Source organism: Pseudomonas mosselii (assembly GCF_003205295.1).
GTDB lineage: Bacteria > Pseudomonadota > Gammaproteobacteria > Pseudomonadales > Pseudomonadaceae > Aquipseudomonas > Aquipseudomonas mosselii_B.
On record NZ_QJRP01000022.1, the window covers coordinates 62,202 to 79,224 of the forward strand.

The following is a 17,023-nucleotide window of genomic DNA, read 5'->3' on the forward strand; positions in this document are numbered from 1 at the left end:
GTGCTGATAGCCTGCTTGAGTGGGTGCATGGCAACCGCCATGCGCATGGATTATGACAAGCACCGTTGCCCCTACATCGGCCTAAGGTTCGATTGGTGGCTGGTAGGCACATCCAAAGGAAAGCTGATCCCTTTTCTACTTGTAGACGCGCCGTTTTCCCTGGTGGTCGACACCGTCTTCTTCCCCTTCGAGTATCAATACACCTGTAACCTTTAATGTGCCGGTTCCGTCCACATTCGGGTGTGATCCAGCCTGGCTTAATCTGGCCAGTGTCGGTATCACTGGCAGAGGTCGTTGCTGGTCTTGCCTGCCTGATGAACCCATCCCTGGTCTTGCGCTGACATCAAGGCCGGCCGCAGCCAAACCATGGTAGATTCCTGCCTCCAACAGGGAGGTGCCAATGAGCAACCGTGGGAAGGATCGTCAGATCGACAACATCGAGTTCAACGTCAGCGACATCAAGCGCAGCAAGGATTTTTACGGCGCGGTGTTCGGTTGGACCTTCATGGACTACGGTCCGACATACACCGAGTTCAGTGATGGTCGGCTTACCGGCGGCTTCACCACGGGCGAGCCGGTAAGGCCCGGAGGGCCTTTGGTCATTCTGTACGCAGACGATCTTGCCAAGGCCGAGAACAGTGTCGTGGCGGCGGGCGGCAAGATCAGCCGGGAAGTGTTTTCGTTCCCAGGTGGAAAACGGTTCCACTTCATCGACCCAGATGGCTACGAGCTGGCTGTCTGGACCGCTGCAGATTGAGATGGACCGAGCCAACCTGAAGGCTCTTGCCAGCCGCTTATCCTTCACTGAACCGGTTCGATCAGTTCCGTTCCCTGGTTGCGTACGTTACCCACTGCAGCGACCACCCGGTACCACTCAAAAGCCTCTGCCGGTTCGCCCAGGTTGAGCAGCAACTGCTCGGCATGTTCACCGGGCACAGGGCCCGACATCCATTCGATAGCCAGGCCAGATGACAGCACCACCGGTCGCCGGTCGTGCACGTCGACCAGGCCGCCCCGGGCATCGGCGGTGATGATCACGAACCCGTCATGCTCGTTGCCGGCGAACTGGCCGATGGCGGCGCACAGGGCAGGGCGGCCGTCGCGCCGGTGGATGTAGTAGGGCTGCTTCTTCGACCCGCCTTCATCCACCCATTCATACCAGCCGTCCACCGGGATGATGGCCCGGTATGGCCATATCGCCCGGAAGAAGGCGCTGTGCGCCACCTTCTCGATGCGGGCATTGATCGGCGCGACGCGGTCGGTCGCCCAGTGTGGGCGCCACCCCCATCTCACCAGGTCCGCACGCGGGCCGGCGTCGTCTACCCGAAGCACCGCAACCAGCGTGGTCGGTGCAATGTTGTAGTGACCGAGCGGCTGCTCACCGACGTTGTTGCGCCAGGCCTGTGGCATGCTCAGGGTCTCTACGAAGTCATGGATTCCGCGGTACTGGCTCAGCCTGCCGCACATTTCCCAGCCCTCCTGCTTGAACTCCTGGGGCTTGTTCAGTCAGTGGTCGATCCCTCAAGCGCGGCTCTTCTCATGCCTGCCTGGCGAACCTCTCGCGGCGGCAGCGGTTTCGCCGCGCTGGGCCCATCGCCACAATGCATTCCTTTCAACTCGCTGGGCGGAATGTGGACATGCAGCTGCCGGCGGCGCTGCTGGATGATCTTCTGGATGCGTCTCATGGGGGCACACCTTGATGAGCATCCTTGCGTAGAGCCGGAGGGCATGACCATCAGTAAACGCCTGTTTGCCCAAAACACCCGTCTCGCCTGACCAATGGACGTGGCCCTGATGCTGGCAGGCTGGAATGGGAGTTGCTTGATCCCAGGAAAGCGATCATGCGGGGAGAGCAGACATGTTCCAGAATGACTTCTATTTCATGAGCTTCGTCGTGGCTGCCGTGCTGGCTTTGGATGTGCTGGCGGTTTTCGTGTTTCTCCAGGCCGGTGCCTGACCCCCATTGCTGGGGATACGGCCCCTGAACCGGGGCTTGTGCCTGCAAGCCACGGCAACATCGACCCTGCAGCCGGGCATGGAATATGATTCAGCCTTTGCCGGCTAGGGATGTGCTGATGGGATGGTTGGATCGTGTGAAAGCAACGAGTGAGCGGTTCACCGCTCGGCAACGCTGCTGGGTTGGCGGTGGCCTGCTGGCCGCTTGGTTTGTCGGGATTTTCGCGTTCCCCGGCGTCGACCTTGTGTTCCTGTATGTCGCGGCGATGCTTATGTTCTTTAGCGCAGTGACGGTCCGGATCAACAAGCGGTGTTGAGTCGGCTTCACATGTCAATGATGACCAAGGTCCCATGGCTCCCCGGCAGTACGGCGTGGGTTATGCCTGCCTGGGCCATGTAGATCTGCCCGGCGGCGACATCGATGGTGTCACCTTGGACGGCGAGCCTCAGCAACCCCGAGATGACCAGCAGCCCCTCGGTGTAGTCATGCACTTCTGCCGCGGCGGACATCTGGTCCATGCGTAGCACGTTGATGTTCGAACGCCCCACCTTTCCCAGTACGGTAGATTTCCACGCCTGGGGCAATGTCCTCGATATCGATTCAAGATCCAGTAGTGGCATGGCAACCTCCTTGTTTGTCATGGAGGGTATACCGGACTTTGATCCTTAATGACAGACTTTGAATCTATTAGAGTGTTTGCGAGCATGAATTGACATTCAATTGAGTGATCCGTTTGTCTGCTGGATAAGCCGACTCACTGGACGCTAGTAGACTCATCCGTGCAATAAGCAAGTCCCACTCATAAGGAGCATGAGTCATGGCACAGCAACAAAAGGCTTTTGATGAAGAACTGGCCGCCGATGTTCAGGTACCTCCAGGTTATACCTACCTGAGCAGCGGTCGTTGCGATGTGAAGGGCAAGGAAGGAGAGCGGGCCGGCGCGAACTTTGTCGAGGCGCAGATCCAGCAGTACAAATCCTTCATCCTCAGGACCACAGCCGGTGCGGGCACGTTCATGGTGCGCCTGGACTACTCTGGTGGCAGCGACAAGAACCTGCAGTACGTCAGTATCGATGCGAACTACTCCACCCAGGAGACCTTCAACATTCGCAGCGTTTCGATGAGCAACCTGCGTGGCTTGTTCGCCGCCGGCAAGAGTTCGGCCAACCTGAGTTTCTACGTGTTCGGAAAACCTTGATCGATTGAGATCGACCTGCATGGATTCCGGTCGGTTCACGGCCGGAATCCAGTAAACGTGCTCAGGAGTACCAGAGCAACGCGGTGGCCACATCGATTACCAGCCCTGTGAAGACCCAGGTGGCCGCCAGCGCTACAGCGATCAATGGCGTTGCTTGCCTGGTAAGCCACATGGCCAGAAAACCGCCGACCAACGCGCCGGGGAAACTGAAGAAATACCACAGCCAGGCCATCGCCTCGGCGCGCCCCCCCGTGGAGAACCAGATCCCGAACAGGCTCAGGTAGAGTGCCATCGCTATCTGCGCGCCCGCGATTACCGCCCATGATCCTCTGAAAATCAGCAAGACACCCAGCACGATGGCATGCGGTGCCAGCGTCAGCGCGAAGTTTTCCCAGAAGTAATCACCGGATCGAGTGAGGCAGGCTGTGCTGGTCATGGCCCAAAGTACACCCAGCAAGACCGCCCAGCAGGTAACGCGTTGCTCTGGAACGGTGATTATCGACGTCATTGCGAGAAATCCCTTTCAAAATGCGTTGCGCATTCTATCGATGTCATCCAGCCAGGCCCAGCACAGCGAGCACCAACCTTGCGCTGGCGATTGTGCTAGTGTCCTGTCTCGGGTATCGACCGACAAGACTTTGCACAGGGCGATACTAGCCATGCCTGGTAGACGGGAGTTCCACCTTACCCATGTTCATCGAAACGCCGCGACTTGTTCTACGCCCCTGGGCGGAGCGTGACATCGAAGCCTTCGCCCTCGTCAATGCCGATCCTGAAGTCAGGCGCTACTACTACCCCGCGATTCTGTCTCCCGATGAAACCCGGTCGATGCTCGCGGACTGCGATCACCATCTGCAGGTCCATGGCTTCGGTTTCGTCGCTGTCGAACGCAAGACCGATGGCGCGTTGGTCGGCGGGCTTGGACTGTCCTTGACCGGGGATGAGATACCGGGCGGCCCGCACGTCGAAATCGGCTGGATCCTCGGACGCAACCACTGGCGACAGGGGTATGCATTCGAGGCGGCCAGTGCTTGCCTGGAGCACGGGTGGTCGACGCTTGGGCTAAGGCAGGTCATCGGCTACACCTCCAGCATCAACACCCCGTCACGGGCATTGATGGAGCGGCTCGGGATGCATTCGGATCCGGCTGAGGATTTCCCCGACCCGACGGTGCCCGAAGGCAATGCACTGCGGCCGCATGTGCTCTACCGGATCGACAGGCCCGCCTGAAACCCATCAGCCAGGCGATATAGCGAACCGGCCTACCGCGCCCGTCACCCGGGGCTAGTCTTGTAGATCGTAAGCAGACTATTAAAAAGGGTGGTAGGTGTCTGACCCTGTCCAGGGCTTGCTACTGGGGTGGTTGGAGTCTGTATGAGGCGTTTGATGATGGCCGTGGCCGCCGGCCTGTTGCTGGCCGGCTGCGCACATGATCCCGATATTCGCGCGGGCCGAGACAACACCTTCGGCATGACGTCGAAAAGCCCGCCGGAGTACCTGAACTGCGTCAAGGCCGAGCTTCCTGATACGGCCATGACCTATGTCGTGCAGAACCAGGACACCTTGGAACTGTTCGTAGCCAGCACCGACCCGAACAAGGCCGAGGGCCTGGTCAAGGTTCAAGGCGCCGCCGGGCGGCAGCAGTTCTCGGCGTACCAGCGTGATGCCTGGTATGACAAGGGGCGTCTGCTCGATGCTGCGCTGATGTGTTCGCGGGTATGATCGCAGCTTAGCGGGGCGCGCCCGTTTCCATCGCGCCCCATGAAGCGATCCTGTCCCACTTCACCTCAAGGTGCCTCTCATGTTGAACGGACTCAACCATCTCACCCTGGCGGTTTCCAACCTGCCGGACAGCATCGTGTTCTACCAGCAGGTCCTGGGCTTCAGGCTCGATGCACGTTGGGACCGTGGTGCCTACCTGAGCCTGGGCGGTCTGTGGCTGTGCCTGTCGGTCGACCAGCTCGAGGCGGGCGACTTGCAGCGCAACTACACCCACTACGCGTTTTCCATTCGCCAGGCCGATTTCGCGGCATTCGCCCAGCGCTTGCATGAACATGCCGTGCAACTTTGGAAACAGGACCGCAGCGAGGGCGACTCGCTGTACTTCCTCGACCCGGACGGCCACCAGCTCGAAGCTCATGTCGGCGATCTGCAGTCGCGGCTGGCGGCCTGTCGAATCAAGCCATACGCGGGCATGGCGTTCTACGACTGACGCATCCGCGCCATGCACAGCGCATCGACGTACACCCCGTCGCGCACGCCGTAGTCGCGCAGCCGGCCTTCGGTCTCGAAGCCGAACTTGCGATACAGCGCCAGCGCCGGCTCATTGTCGGCGTAGACGGTGAGCTGGACCCGGCGCAGGTTCATCCAGTTGTCGGCAATGTCGAGGATCGCGGCCATCAGTCGCGAGCCTACGCCCTTGCCTTGCCAGGCCTGGGCAACGCCCATGAGCAGCTCGCCCAGGTGCCCCTGACGGATGCGTGTGCTTTGGTCGAGGCCGATGTTGCCGATCACCTGGCCTTGGTGCACCGCCACCAGGCGGACCTGCCGCTCATGGTAGGCGGCCAGGCGCTCACGCCAGACTTCGACGGACTGGTAAGGCATCTGCAGCACCTGGCGGCACACGGCCGGTTCGTTGTAGAGCGCGGCGATGCCCTGTAAGTGCTGCTCGGCAAAACGTTCGATGACGATGTCGGGCGATACGTCGGTCACTGTGTTTCCATCCTTTGAAAAACGAGTGGCGCCTCAGTGTACGGGGCGCAGGCCTGGGCTGGCCAGCGGCGATGGCTGGGCAAGAAAGCGGATGCGCCGGCACGCCGTGATGGGTACAGTGCAGTGATCGTCGTCCTGCCGGAGCCTGTCATGTCCTGTGCCTTCACCCTCATGCAATCGCCTGTCGGCACCCTGACCCTGGTGGCGCGGGGCGAGCGGCTGGCCGCCGTGCTGTGGGAGCACGAGCGGGAGAACCGCGTGCGCCTGGGCGACCTGCACCGCGACGACCAGCACGGCGTGCTGCGCGAGACCGCCCGCCAGCTGGGCGAGTACTTTGCCGGGCAACGCCAGCGCTTCGAGCTGGAACTGGATTTCGCCGGCACCGAGTTCCAGCGTGAGGTCTGGGCGGCGCTGTTGAACATTCCTTTCGGTGAAACCCGCAGCTACGGCGAGATCGCCCGGCAGATCGGAAAGCCTGATGCGGTCCGAGCGGTGGGCGCGGCCAACGGGCGCAACCCGATCTCGATCATCGCGCCATGCCACCGGGTGATTGGTGCCTCGGGTAGCCTCACCGGTTTCGCCGGCGGCCTGCCGGCCAAGCAATTCCTGCTGGCACTGGAAGGGCGGCAGAGCCTGGCGCTGGATTTCTAGGCGTCAGCCGAGCCAGAAGCAGAGCAGCGCCAACACGAGGGCCAGCAGCGTGCCGGCAAACAGGCTGTAGTGGCGGTGTGCGCGGCGGGCGTGGGCTTCGACTTCTCGCAGGTACTGCCCTGGAGGCGGGGCGTCCGGGCGATGGCGCAGGCCTTCGGCAATATCGGCCAGGCGCCCGCGAATCAGGGTGCCCACCAGGTACCAGGCGCTGGTATAGCTGGCCAGGATCACCAGCACGTACTTCATAGGGGCGATACCCCGGCAGTGCCTGCTGGTGAGACCGGTCGTAGCATGCAGGTCCTCATGGTGCATCCGTCCTTGGCATGTCGTCGGTTGACGAGGATACAATCGATGGGCGCCGACTCCCAGCGCCGATGTGTCGATTTCATGGACGAGACCACAATGACCCATGCCGCAGCCATCCCCGCCGACTCGCAGATCGCCCCCCATGCCGCGCAGGCGGGCTTTCGTCATTGCCGGGCAATCGACCTGACAGACGACGGGCAACCCGCCATGGCGCATTTCCTGCGCCTGATGGCGAGCATGCCTGGCTGGATCGACGAGCTGATGGTGTTGCGCAACCGTCTGGTCGGGCTGTTCGGGCTGAAGAACCTGGGCCGGCTGACCGCCATCGACCCGGCCCGGTCTCCAGGCAGCTACCAGCCTGGAGAGCGGGTGGGCATCTTTACCTTGGTCAGCAACAGCGAGCATGAGGTGCTGCTGGTCGACTGCGATCATCACCTGGACGTGCACATCGCCCTGATGCGTCGCCCGACGGCCCCGGGGCGCTGCGAGGTGCTGGTCAGCACCGTGGTGCGCACGCACAACTGGCTGGGCCGCCTGTACATGTTGCCGGTGGCGCCGTTCCATCGGCTGATCGCGCCCATCGCCCTGCGCCGGCTGGCGCTGTGACGATCAGGACGGCGGCGCGAAGCGTTGACGGAACCAATCACCGAGCATGGCCTTTTCCGCATACAGCCGGTCGTTGCTACCCACGCGCCCCGGGCGGCTGAGGTACATCTTGTCACTCAGGTGCTCCTGGGCTTTGAGCGCGGGTTGCCCGGGCTGTTGGAGGGTGTAGTCGAGGTCGATGCTGGGCCAGGTGACCTCGCGCATGAAGCGCACATCGTAGGCCTGGCTGTGCCAGGGCTCGAAGCGTCCGGCCAGGTCGATGTCGCGAATGTCGATGAGCAGTTGCTGGCCGGGCCGCAGGTAGCGCTGGCCGAGCTTCTGCAGGTGCTGGGTGAGGGCCTTCATCACTTGCGGGTCGGCGCCTTGGGGGTAGCCGCGGTTGTCGAGGCTGGCATCGCGGAATTTTTCCGGGTGGTCGAAACGCACCTCGACCTGCGCGGTCGGGGTGCCCTGTGCCATGCTGTCGAATGCCAGCACCAGCAACAGGGCGCTGGCCAGGGTGGTACGCATGATGCACCTCCGGGTTGGGGCGGCTTGCCTGCCTATTTTACGCCGGTGCGGGGCATAAGCAGAGGATTGATGCAATGAGTGCTTTCCGGCGGATGGCCGCCAATACCCGCGGGCGTGACCTGGCGGTGGGCGATATTCATGGGCATTTCGAGCGCCTGCGCGAATGCCTTGAGGCAGTGGATTTCGATCCGGCGGTCGACCGGCTTTTCAGCGTTGGTGACCTGGTCGACCGTGGGCCGGCCAGCCCGCAGGCGCTGGAATGGCTGGCCAGGCCCTGGTTCCATGCGGTCCAGGGTAACCACGAGTCGCTGGCGGTCAATCACTTGCGCGGCGGGCGGGTCGACCTGGACATGTACCGGGCGGCTGGCGGTGGTTGGTTCCTCGACCTGCCGAAAACAGAGCAGGCGCGTTTCGTCGAGGTGTTCGAACGGTTGCCTATCGCGTTGCAGGTCGACACACCCGATGGTCCGGTCGGGCTGCTGCACGCCGACAGCCCGTTCGACGACTGGGAACTTTTGTGCGCGAACCTGCAGGCCGGATGTGAACCGCAGGTGCGCGAGGTGTGCCAGTGGTCGCGACGGCGCCTGAAGGAGGGTGACAGCCGCCCCGTGAAGGGCCTGCGGGCCTTGCTGGTCGGGCATACGCCAGTGCTGGAGGTTAAAGTGCTGGGCAATGTCTGGCACCTGGACACGGGTGGCTGGAGCCGTGGCCATTTCAGCCTGCTCGAGATACAGGGGCTGAAACTGCTCAGCCCAGGGCCAGGTGCATGAGCACGCCGCTGGCGAGCAGGATCAGCACTACCCCTGAAGCCCGTTCCAGCCAGGGCAGGGCGCGGGCGAAGCGGTGCAGCACCCGCTGATTGCCGATGGCCACGGCCACCAGCAGGTCCCAGGCCAGGACGATAACGAACATCCAGGTGCCATAGGCTAGTTTGGCCAGGGCGCCGCTGCTGGCGATCATGCTGGCCAGGCTGGCGTAGAACAGTGCGTTCTTCGGGTTGAGGATGCCCGAGGCGAAGCCCATGCCCAGGCTGTTCAGCCAGCCACTGGTGCACGATGAAGGGTTGGCGGTGGCACCCGTCAGGCCACTCTTGCCAGCTTGGCGCAGGAACAGTTGCCCGATGTACAGCAGGTAGCCGCAGCCGGCCAGTTGCAGGGCGACGAACAGCGGGCTGCCGTCGCGCAGGAATGACACTCCAGTGAAAGCCCCGCAGATGAACACGCCATTGGCCAGGGCGATGCCTGCGCAGGCGCCACTGGCCACCCGCCAGCCGGCGCTGGCTGAGGTCCGGGCCACCAGGAAGAAGTCCGGTCCTGGGGAGAGCAGGGCGAGAAAATGGGTGGTGGCGATGAGCAGGAACAGTTGCATGGTCGGGCTTCCAGGGAGAGGAAGCCGCAGTCTGTGGCTGGGCGACAGGGCGGGTATTGAAGATTATTGCAAGGCTGCGCGGTATGTCCCCGGTGTTACCCCGGCATGCGCCTTGAACACCCGCTGGAAGTGACTCTGGTCGGCAAAGCCCAGGCGATACGCGACTTCAGCCAGCGCCTGGCCCCGGCGCAACAGTTGCCGGGCCTTGTTTATCCGGGCGTTGAGCAGGTAGGCATGTGGCGTCATGCCGGTGGCGATGGTGAAGGCGCGGATCAGTTGATAGCGCCCCATGCCCGCCAGCCGTGCCAGGCCATCGAGGCTCAGTTCGGCCAACGCCTGCTCCTCGGCATGGGCCAGCAGGTCGCGGAGTGTCGAAGGTGGCAGGGGCGGCGCAGGTGGCAAGTCCGGATGGATGGAGAAGTCGTTGTCGCCAAGAAAGGCCACCAGTGCCGCCTCTTTCTCGAACACAGTCGCCCGGGAAAACAGCAGGGTGTTCAGCGCGCAGAACCGCCGGTACAGCGCCGCCGAGCGGCTGACCCGGGCCGCTGTGCCGGGCTGGTCAGCGGCAATTCCCGATTCCAGGCGCAGGCAGCGCAGCCAGCCGGTGTCCAGGTGCAGCATCTGGTAGCTCCAGGCCTGCCCGGGCTCGGGGTTGCAGGCATGAACCCGTTCGGCTGGCACGAACACCAGGGTGCCCGGCGTCAGGCGCACTTGCCCGGCACCGGCTCCGGTGAAGCAACTATGACCGGCATCCACCGCACCGATGGAAAAACTCGGGTGGCTGTGGGCCTTGTAGCAGGCGCGGCTATGACAGGCGCGTCGGCTCTCGACGTAGGGCAGGGTCGAGTCGTGCCAGATTTCGCTGCTCGAAGGGGTCATGCAGAGAGGGCCTGGAGGTGGGCGCAGGGCGCCAGTCTATCGCGTGCCTACTGTTCTGGCTATTTGCCGCGTCACTGTGCTTGACGCGCTTGCCCGCCGGACGCGACGCTGCGACGGTCCCTGCTGGAGAAGAATAATGGACCTGTCGAGCCTGCTGCTGTTCATCCCCGCCTGTTTCGCCCTGAACATGGCGCCGGGCCCCAACAACCTGCTGTCCCTGCACAATGCCAGCCGCTACGGTCTGCGCACCGCCTGCGTGGCCGGCGGCGGTCGCCTGATCGCCTTCAGCGGCATGATCGCCCTGGCGGCCATGGGCCTGGCCGTGGTGCTGCACACCAGCGAGTACCTGTTCCTGGCGATCAAGGTGCTGGGCGCGGGCTATCTGTTCTATATCGCCTGGCAGCTGTGGCGGGCGCCGGTCGGCGAGGCGGCGGTGGCCGGCGAGCAGCCGCGCGGCACCTGGAAACTGGCGCGCCAGGAGTTTTGGGTGGCGGCGGGCAATCCCAAGGCGATTCTGATCTTTACCGCTTTTCTGCCGCAGTTCGTTACGGTGGGCAGTGCCACCCCGGTGAGCGAGCAGTTCCTGCAACTGGGCGTGCTGTTCCTGTTACTGGAGTGGGCGGCCATCGCCATCTACGCCGGGCTCGGCGCCTACCTGCAGCGCTGGTTTGAACGGCCCGGACCACGACGGCTGTTCAACCGGGTCAGTGCCTCGCTGCTGGGGTGCGCGGGGCTTGGCCTGCTCGCGGCTCGTCGCTGATCTGCTGTTTTTCAGCGCAGCTGAGTATTGCCGTACTTTGCGCTTGCTGAGACCTTTCCATGTTTCTGCCCGGAGCTTTTTCGCCGGGTGACAAGCGGTGGGTCTATCCCGGGAGCGTGGTGTGAAGTGGTGGAGCAAGGCTGGTCGGCAAGACCCGCAGATCAAGGAGCTGAACCTCGCTCTCGAGCGTAGCCGCTCACAGCTGGCGGCGTCGGAGCAGCGCGCCCGCGAGGCAGAATCGAAGGCCACGGAACTGGCACGGGAGAACCAGGTGCTCGCCCACCTGGCCGCAAACCTCTCGGCGTTCTCGCATTCCCTGGAAATGACCCAGACCTCGTTCGCCAGCCTCGCCCACAGCATGGAGCAGGAAAGGCAGTACGCCATCCGCATCCAGGGTATCGCCAGCAGCAACCAGGCCAGCATTGATGCCATCGCGACCAATCTTGAGCAACTGGCCGATGCCTCCGGCGAGGCGTCGGAGAAGGTTGGCAGGCTCGATCACCAAGCCCAGCAGGTCGGTGGTGTGCTTGAGATCATCCGCGAGGTGGCGGACCAGACCAACCTGCTGGCCCTGAATGCGGCCATCGAGGCGGCGCGGGCCGGGGATGCCGGGCGCGGCTTCGCCGTGGTGGCGGATGAAGTCAGGACCCTGGCCAGGCGCACGGCGGACGCCACTGCCGAAATCGGCACGCTGGTCTCGGCCATTCGAGCCGACAGTGCGCAAAGCCGCGGGCATATCGCCAGCCTGGCCGAGCATTCGTCATCGTACAGCGGTGTTGGCCAGTCGGCTGCCAGTACCATGCGCCAGTTGCTGGACATGTCGACGGTGGCGGAAGGTTCGGCATCGGTGTCGGCGCTGCGCAGTTTCTGCGAGCTGGCCAAGCTCGACCACCTGATCTACAAGTTCCGCGTCTACAAGGTGCTGTTCGGGGTCTCGCAGGAACGCGGCTCGGACTTTACCGACCATACCCACTGCCGCTTGGGCAAGTGGTATCGCGAGGGGGACGGGGCCCTGCACTATGCGCATCTTGCAGGATACAAGGACATCGACGCGCCCCATGCCGCCGTGCACCGTTGCGCATTCGACGCCATCGATGCCCATGCCAGCGGCAATACCGCAGCGATGCTCAAGGCAGTGGCCGACATGGAGAGCGCCAGCCTAGCCGTGCAGGAAGGCTTGGAGCGCGTGGTAGCCAGTGGCGAAGAATCGCCGGCGCTGCTGCAAAGGCGACGCGCCGATGAGGCTCAGTCGCGATAGAACGTCTGTACCAGGTGATAACCGAACTTGCTCTTGATCGGCCCGTGCACCACTCTCAGGGGCTTCTTGAAAATCACCTGGTCGATGGCGCCGACCATCTGGCCCGGGCGCACTTCGCCCAGGTCGCCGCCGCGCTTGCCGGAGGGGCAGGTGGAGAACTTCTTGGCCAGCACGTCGAAGGCCTCGCCGTTGGCGATGCGCTGCTTGAGCTTTTCGGCTTCGTCAGCGGTCTTGACCAGGATGTGGCGGGCTTGGGCTTTCATGGGCTTACCTGTGCTTCGGGGCAAAAGGTCGACATTATGCCTGATGTCACCATCAGCGTAACTCCGGGCGGTCGCGGAACTGCTCCAGCGCCTCGGGATTGGCCAGGCCATCGGTGTTCTTCACCGGCAGGCCATGCACCACGTTGCGGATCGCCAGCTCCACCAGCTTGCCGCTGAGGGTGCGCGGGATGTCGTCGACCTGGGCGATCACCGCTGGCACATGGCGCGGCGTGGTGTACTGGCGAATCACCTGGCGGATACGCTGGCGCAGGGCATCGTCCAGTTGCAGGCCGTCGCGCAGGCGCACGAACAGCACCACGCGCACGTCGCCGTGCCAGTCCTGGCCGATGGCCACGCTCTCCAGCACCTCTTCGACCTTTTCGACTTGGCGGTAGATCTCCGCGGTACCGATGCGCACGCCGCCGGGGTTGAGCACGGCATCGGAACGGCCGTGGATCACCAGGCCACCGCCGGGTATCTGCTCGGCATAGTCGCCCTGGCACCAGATGCCCTCGAACTGGCTGAAATACGCCTCATGGTAGCGGCTGCCATCGTCGTCGCCCCAGAAGCCCAGTGGCATCGAAGGGAAGGGCTGGACACAGACCAGCTCACCTTTCTCGCCAGTGATCGACTGCCGCTGTTCGTTCCACACGTCCACCGCCATGCCCAGGCCCTTGCCGGCGATTTCCCCACGGCGCACCGGCAGCAGCGGGTTGCCGAGCACGAAGCAGGCAACGATATCGGTGCCACCGGACATGGACGCCAGGCACACGTCGGCCTTCACCTTGGCGTAGACATAGTCGTAGCTGTGCGGTGGCAGGGGCGAGCCGGTGGAGAGGATCAGCCGCAGGCTGTCGAGGCGGTGGGACTTGGCCGGTTCGACACCGGCCTGCTCCAGCGCGGCAAGGTACTTGGCGCTGGTGCCGAAGGCGTCGATCCCTTCGGTGTCGATCAGGTCGATCAGGTGCTCGGGGCCCGGATGGAACGGCGAGCCGTCGTACAGCACCAGGGTGGCGCCGACCGCCAGCCCGCTGACCAGCCAGTTCCACATCATCCAGCCGCAGGTGGTGTAGTAGAACAGTACGTCGTCGGCCTTGAGGTCATTGTGCAGGCCGTGCTCCTTGAGGTGCTGCAGCAGCACGCCGCCGGCGCGGTGGACGATGCATTTGGGCACGCCGGTGGTGCCGCTGGAATACAGGATATAGAGCGGGTGATCGAAGGGCAGCGCGGTGAAGGTCGGCGTACCGCCGGGGGTGAAGTAGTCGGCCCACAGGTTCGTCGGCGTGCCGATGAACTCATCGACACGGGTCTGCGGCCGGGTATGCGGCACCACCAGCAACTGCTCGACGCTCGGTAGCTGGGCCACCACCTGGTTGATCTTCTCCACCTGGTCGATGACTTTCCCGGCATATTGATAACCGGCGCAGGCCACCAGCAGCCTGGGCGCGATCTGCCCGAAACGGTCAATGATGCCGTGGGTGCCGAACTCCGGCGAACAGCTCGACCAGACCGCGCCAAGGCTGGTGGCGGCGAGCATGGCCACCAGGGTTTCCCAGGTGTTGGGCATCACCGCGGCGATACGGTCGCCGGGCTGGATGCCGGCCTGCCTGAAGGCCTGTTGCAGCCCGGCGACCTGGGCGGCCAGCTGGTTATGGGTGAGGCTGTGGCGGCTGCCGTCCTCGCGCACGGCCACCACGGCCGGGCGGTCGTCGCGGCGTTGCAGCAGGTGTTCGGCGACGTTCAGGGTGGCGCCGCGAAACCAGTGGGCCTCGGTCATGTGCTCGCCTTCCTCGAGGATGCTCGTCGGTGGCGTGTGCCAGCGCACATGGAAGTACTCGGCCAGGGTCTGCCAGAACTGCGGGCGCTGCTCGATGCTCCAGCGGTGCAGGGCGGCGTAGCTGTCGAGCTGGAGGTTGAAGCGCCGGTTGACCCGGCGGCGGAAGGCTTCCATCCGGCTCGCTTCGATGCGGGAGGTGCAGGGGCGCCAGAGTACGTTGTTCATGCCGGGACCCTCGGTGATAGTCGATAGTGGGTACTACGCGCCTCTTCAGGCCAACGCAACCCCTGTAGGAGATCACCCAGCCCGTCGGGCTGCGCTGTCGCGCAGGGAACTGTCCCCCTGTGGGAGCGGCCTTGCGTCGCGAAAGGGCTGCGTAGCAGCCCCAGGTTCTCAGTGTTGATGCAAAGATCGCCGGGGCCGCTCTGCGGCCCTTTCGCGACGCAAGGCCGCTCCCACAGAAAAGCGCATAACCACGATCATCATGCTAGAAGCGTCCTTACTCCACTTTAGCCGCTTACTGGGCGAGCCAGCCGCCATCGACGTTCCAGGCGGCGCCGCGCACCTGGCTGCCGGCCTCGCTGCACAGGAACAGCACCAGCTCGCCGAGATGCCGCGGCGTGACGAAGGCCAGCGAAGGCTGCTTCTCGGCCAGCAGGTCGTGCTGTGCCTGCAGAGGGTCGCCACCGTTGGCGGCGCGGTCGTCGATCTGCTTCTGCACCAGCGGGGTCAGCACCCACCCCGGGCAGATGGCGTTGCAGGTAACGTTGCAGGTGGCGGTCTCCAGGCCTATGACCTTGGTCAGGCCGACCACGCCGTGCTTGGCGGCGACGTAGGCGGCCTTGCCGGTGGAACCCACCAGGCCGTGCACCGAGGCGATGTTGATGATCCGCCCCCAGCCCCGCGCGCGCATGCCCGGCAGGACCAGGCGGCTGCCGTGGAACACCGCCGACAGGTTCAGCGCGATGATCTTGTCCCAGGCCTCCACCGGAAACTGCTCGACCGGCGCCACATGCTGGATGCCGGCGTTGTTGACCAGGATGTCGATCGCGCCGAATTCGCGTTCGGCCAAGGCGAACATCTGCTCGATCTGCGCCACGTCGGACAGGTCGGCGGGGTGGTGGGCCACCTTGACCCCGTGCTGCCTGATCTGGGCAATGGCGGGCGCCGGGTCGCCAAAGCCGTTGAGCAGGATGTCGGCGCCGGCCTCGGCCAGCACCTGGGCTATTCCCAAGCCGATGCCGCTGGTGGAACCGGTGACCAGTGCGGTCTTGCCTTTGAGCGTCATGCCGTTCTCCTTCATACGATGCCGGTGGCGTAGAACGTGGCGATGACCACGAACACGGCCAGGGTCTTGATCAGGGTAATACCGAAGATGTCCTTGTAGGCCTCACGGTGGGTCAGGCCGGTAACCGCCAGCAGAGTGATCACCGCGCCATTGTGCGGCAGGGTGTCCATGCCGCCGCTGGCCATGGCGGCGACCCGGTGCAGCACCTCCAGCGGGATGTTCGCCGCGTTGGCGGCGGCGATGAAGCTGTCGCTCATGGCCGCCAGGGCGATGCTCATGCCGCCGGAGGCGGAGCCGGTGATGCCGGCCAGCAGGGTGACGGTGATGGCCTCGTTGACCAGCGGGTTGGGGATGCCGCGCAGGGCGTCAGCCAGGACCAGGAAGCCCGGCAGCGAGGCGATCACCGCGCCGAAGCCGTATTCCGAGGCGGTGTTCATCGCCGCCAGCAGGGCGCCGCTCACCGCGCTTCTGGTGCCTTCGGCCAGGCGCTGGCGGATGGTGCCGAAGGCGCACACCAGCACCATCAGGATGCCCACCAGCAGGGCCGCCTGCACCGCCCAGATCGCCGTGAGCTTGGCCACGTCGCTCTGCACCGGCGTGGCCATGCCTGGCAGTTGCAGGGTATGACTGGTCCCGTACCACTGCGGAATCCAGTGGGTGAACAGCAGGTTCATCACCCCCACCAGCAGCAGCGGCGCCAGGGCCAGCCAGGGGTTGGGCGGGGCGATATCATCGGCGGTTTCCGGCTCGTTGCGCAGGTTGCTGCCGTAGCCTTCGCCTTTGCGCTGAGCCTTGTTGCGCTGGCGTTGCAGGTAGAGCATGCCGGCGCAGAACACGAACAGCGTGCCGATCAGCCCCAGCCAGGGCGCGGCCCAGGCGGTGGTGTTGAAGAAGGTGCTGGGAATGATGTTCTGGATCTGCGGGGTGCCGGGCAGGGCGTCCATGGTGAAGGAGAACGCGCCCAGGGCGATGGTCGCCGGGATCAGCCGTTTGGGGATGTTGCTCTGGCGGAACATCTCGGCGGCGAACGGGTACACCGCGAACACCACCACGAACAGCGACACGCCGCCGTAGGTGAGCAGGGCGCAGACCAGCACGATCACCAGCATGGCCTGGCGGGTGCCAAGCAAGCGGATGGCGGCAGCGACGATCGAGCGCGAGAAGCCCGACAGCTCGATCAGCTTGCCGAACACCGCGCCGAGCAGGAACACCGGGAAGTACAGTTTGATAAAGCCGACCATCTTCTCCATGAACACCCCGGTGAAGGCCGGGGCCACGGCGGTGGGGTCGGTGAGCAGCACGGCGCCGAGGGCGGCGATGGGGGCGAAGAGGATAACGCTATAGCCGCGGTAGGCGGCGAGCATCAGCAGGGCCAGGGCAGCGAGGGCGATGAGCACGGTCATCGGGGTTGTTCTCCAACTGTTGTTTTTATGGTTGGAAGGACGGATAGCGGGAATCGTGCCATCTTGTTAAGTCATTGATATATAAGT

24 protein-coding genes and 1 pseudogene are annotated in these 17,023 nt (G+C 64.0%); 13 read left to right on the top strand and 12 right to left on the bottom strand.

Annotated elements, in window-relative coordinates; translation table 11 throughout:
* The first annotated feature begins 27 nt into the window (after window positions 1-27).
* On the top strand, window positions 28-216 hold the full coding sequence (locus tag DMX06_RS19055; RefSeq protein ID WP_258378884.1) for a YceK/YidQ family lipoprotein: 189 nt from the start codon (window positions 28-30) through the stop codon (window positions 214-216).
* A gap of 184 nt (window positions 217-400) precedes the next feature.
* Complete coding sequence (locus tag DMX06_RS19060) at window positions 401-757, top strand: VOC family protein (RefSeq protein WP_110738877.1); 357 nt, start codon at window positions 401-403, stop codon at window positions 755-757.
* Between the two features lie 44 nt (window positions 758-801).
* Here the strand turns inward: DMX06_RS19060 and DMX06_RS19065 are convergent, their stop codons facing one another.
* A complete protein-coding gene (locus DMX06_RS19065) occupies window positions 802-1,467 on the bottom strand; it encodes an SOS response-associated peptidase (RefSeq protein ID WP_110738878.1) in 666 nt (221 codons plus the stop codon).
* A gap of 575 nt (window positions 1,468-2,042) precedes the next feature.
* On the opposite strand from DMX06_RS19065, the gene DMX06_RS19070 reads away from it, so the two are divergent.
* Window positions 2,043-2,273, top strand: coding sequence for a hypothetical protein (locus DMX06_RS19070; protein ID WP_110738879.1), 231 nt, complete (start codon window positions 2,043-2,045; stop codon window positions 2,271-2,273).
* Window positions 2,274-2,280: 7 nt separating this feature from the next.
* Here the strand turns inward: DMX06_RS19070 and DMX06_RS19075 are convergent, their stop codons facing one another.
* The gene (locus DMX06_RS19075) at window positions 2,281-2,577 is read right to left on the bottom strand and encodes a cupin domain-containing protein (protein ID WP_110738880.1); all 297 of its coding nucleotides are present in this window, start codon (window positions 2,575-2,577) and stop codon (window positions 2,281-2,283) included.
* A gap of 197 nt (window positions 2,578-2,774) precedes the next feature.
* On the opposite strand from DMX06_RS19075, the gene DMX06_RS19080 reads away from it, so the two are divergent.
* Window positions 2,775-3,155 (top strand): hypothetical protein, encoded by a 381-nt coding sequence (locus DMX06_RS19080; RefSeq protein ID WP_110738881.1) that lies wholly within the window; start codon window positions 2,775-2,777, stop codon window positions 3,153-3,155.
* A 61-nt stretch (window positions 3,156-3,216) separates the two neighbouring features.
* On the opposite strand, the gene DMX06_RS19085 is transcribed toward DMX06_RS19080, so the two are convergent.
* Window positions 3,217-3,663: a hypothetical protein gene (locus DMX06_RS19085; RefSeq protein ID WP_110738882.1), complete on the bottom strand. Its 447-nt coding sequence runs from the start codon at window positions 3,661-3,663 to the stop codon at window positions 3,217-3,219.
* Between the two features lie 182 nt (window positions 3,664-3,845).
* Between DMX06_RS19085 and DMX06_RS19090 the strand changes: the two genes are divergently transcribed.
* The 3 genes from DMX06_RS19090 (at window position 3,846) to fos (ending at window position 5,367) form a co-directional block, all read left to right on the top strand.
* A complete protein-coding gene (locus DMX06_RS19090) occupies window positions 3,846-4,385 on the top strand; it encodes a GNAT family N-acetyltransferase (RefSeq protein WP_110738883.1) in 540 nt (179 codons plus the stop codon).
* A 144-nt stretch (window positions 4,386-4,529) separates the two neighbouring features.
* Window positions 4,530-4,877, top strand: coding sequence for a hypothetical protein (locus DMX06_RS19095; protein WP_258378885.1), 348 nt, complete (start codon window positions 4,530-4,532; stop codon window positions 4,875-4,877).
* A gap of 79 nt (window positions 4,878-4,956) precedes the next feature.
* Window positions 4,957-5,367 carry a fosfomycin resistance glutathione transferase gene (gene fos / locus DMX06_RS19100; RefSeq protein WP_110738884.1) on the top strand — a complete coding sequence of 137 codons (411 nt, stop codon included), beginning with the start codon at window positions 4,957-4,959 and terminating at the stop codon, window positions 5,365-5,367.
* On the opposite strand, the gene DMX06_RS19105 is transcribed toward fos, so the two are convergent.
* Complete coding sequence (locus DMX06_RS19105; RefSeq protein WP_110738885.1) at window positions 5,358-5,867, bottom strand: GNAT family N-acetyltransferase; 510 nt, start codon at window positions 5,865-5,867, stop codon at window positions 5,358-5,360. The two genes, fos and DMX06_RS19105, sit on opposite strands and share 10 nt — an antisense overlap.
* A 150-nt stretch (window positions 5,868-6,017) precedes the next feature.
* Here DMX06_RS19105 and DMX06_RS19110 point away from each other — a divergent pair, with 150 nt between their 5' ends.
* Window positions 6,018-6,518: a methylated-DNA--[protein]-cysteine S-methyltransferase gene (locus tag DMX06_RS19110; protein WP_110738898.1), complete on the top strand. Its 501-nt coding sequence runs from the start codon at window positions 6,018-6,020 to the stop codon at window positions 6,516-6,518.
* A 3-nt stretch (window positions 6,519-6,521) separates the two neighbouring features.
* Here DMX06_RS19110 and DMX06_RS19115 read toward each other — a convergent pair whose 3' ends face one another.
* Window positions 6,522-6,764, bottom strand: a complete 243-nt coding sequence (locus DMX06_RS19115; RefSeq protein WP_110738886.1) for a hypothetical protein — start codon at window positions 6,762-6,764, stop codon at window positions 6,522-6,524.
* A gap of 105 nt (window positions 6,765-6,869) precedes the next feature.
* On the opposite strand from DMX06_RS19115, the gene DMX06_RS19120 reads away from it, so the two are divergent.
* Entirely contained in the window at window positions 6,870-7,430 is a 561-nt protein-coding gene (locus tag DMX06_RS19120) for a DUF2867 domain-containing protein (RefSeq protein WP_258378886.1), read from the top strand.
* A gap of 3 nt (window positions 7,431-7,433) precedes the next feature.
* Here DMX06_RS19120 and DMX06_RS19125 read toward each other — a convergent pair whose 3' ends face one another.
* On the bottom strand, window positions 7,434-7,940 hold the full coding sequence (locus DMX06_RS19125) for a DUF3016 domain-containing protein (RefSeq protein WP_110738887.1): 507 nt from the start codon (window positions 7,938-7,940) through the stop codon (window positions 7,434-7,436).
* A gap of 74 nt (window positions 7,941-8,014) precedes the next feature.
* Between DMX06_RS19125 and DMX06_RS19130 the strand changes: the two genes are divergently transcribed.
* Window positions 8,015-8,710, top strand: coding sequence for a metallophosphoesterase (locus DMX06_RS19130; protein ID WP_110738888.1), 696 nt, complete (start codon window positions 8,015-8,017; stop codon window positions 8,708-8,710).
* Here the strand turns inward: DMX06_RS19130 and DMX06_RS19135 are convergent.
* Complete coding sequence (locus tag DMX06_RS19135; RefSeq protein ID WP_110738889.1) at window positions 8,688-9,308, bottom strand: LysE family translocator; 621 nt, start codon at window positions 9,306-9,308, stop codon at window positions 8,688-8,690. The two genes, DMX06_RS19130 and DMX06_RS19135, sit on opposite strands and share 23 nt — an antisense overlap.
* A gap of 63 nt (window positions 9,309-9,371) precedes the next feature.
* The gene (locus DMX06_RS19140) at window positions 9,372-10,187 is read right to left on the bottom strand and encodes an AraC family transcriptional regulator (RefSeq protein ID WP_110738890.1); all 816 of its coding nucleotides are present in this window, start codon (window positions 10,185-10,187) and stop codon (window positions 9,372-9,374) included.
* A gap of 136 nt (window positions 10,188-10,323) precedes the next feature.
* Here DMX06_RS19140 and DMX06_RS19145 point away from each other — a divergent pair, with 136 nt between their 5' ends.
* The 3 genes and pseudogenes from DMX06_RS19145 (at window position 10,324) to DMX06_RS26890 (ending at window position 12,205) form a co-directional block, all read left to right on the top strand.
* Window positions 10,324-10,947: a LysE family translocator gene (locus DMX06_RS19145; RefSeq protein ID WP_110738891.1), complete on the top strand. Its 624-nt coding sequence runs from the start codon at window positions 10,324-10,326 to the stop codon at window positions 10,945-10,947.
* A gap of 523 nt (window positions 10,948-11,470) precedes the next feature.
* Window positions 11,471-11,710: pseudogene (locus DMX06_RS26885) on the top strand (methyl-accepting chemotaxis protein); the annotation flags it as partial.
* Between the two features lie 54 nt (window positions 11,711-11,764).
* On the top strand, window positions 11,765-12,205 hold the full coding sequence (locus DMX06_RS26890; RefSeq protein ID WP_258378887.1) for a CZB domain-containing protein: 441 nt from the start codon (window positions 11,765-11,767) through the stop codon (window positions 12,203-12,205).
* On the opposite strand, the gene DMX06_RS19155 is transcribed toward DMX06_RS26890, so the two are convergent.
* From DMX06_RS19155 to DMX06_RS19170, 4 genes are all read right to left on the bottom strand, one after another.
* Complete coding sequence (locus tag DMX06_RS19155) at window positions 12,193-12,468, bottom strand: peptidylprolyl isomerase (RefSeq protein WP_009686637.1); 276 nt, start codon at window positions 12,466-12,468, stop codon at window positions 12,193-12,195. The two genes, DMX06_RS26890 and DMX06_RS19155, sit on opposite strands and share 13 nt — an antisense overlap.
* A 52-nt stretch (window positions 12,469-12,520) precedes the next feature.
* A complete protein-coding gene (locus DMX06_RS19160) occupies window positions 12,521-14,470 on the bottom strand; it encodes an acetoacetate--CoA ligase (protein ID WP_110738893.1) in 1,950 nt (649 codons plus the stop codon).
* Between the two features lie 292 nt (window positions 14,471-14,762).
* Window positions 14,763-15,533, bottom strand: a complete 771-nt coding sequence (gene hbdH / locus DMX06_RS19165; protein ID WP_110738894.1) for a 3-hydroxybutyrate dehydrogenase — start codon at window positions 15,531-15,533, stop codon at window positions 14,763-14,765.
* 11 nt (window positions 15,534-15,544) lie between these two features.
* Window positions 15,545-16,936 (bottom strand): GntP family permease, encoded by a 1,392-nt coding sequence (locus DMX06_RS19170; protein ID WP_110738895.1) that lies wholly within the window; start codon window positions 16,934-16,936, stop codon window positions 15,545-15,547.
* Window positions 16,937-17,023: the final 87 nt, after the last annotated feature.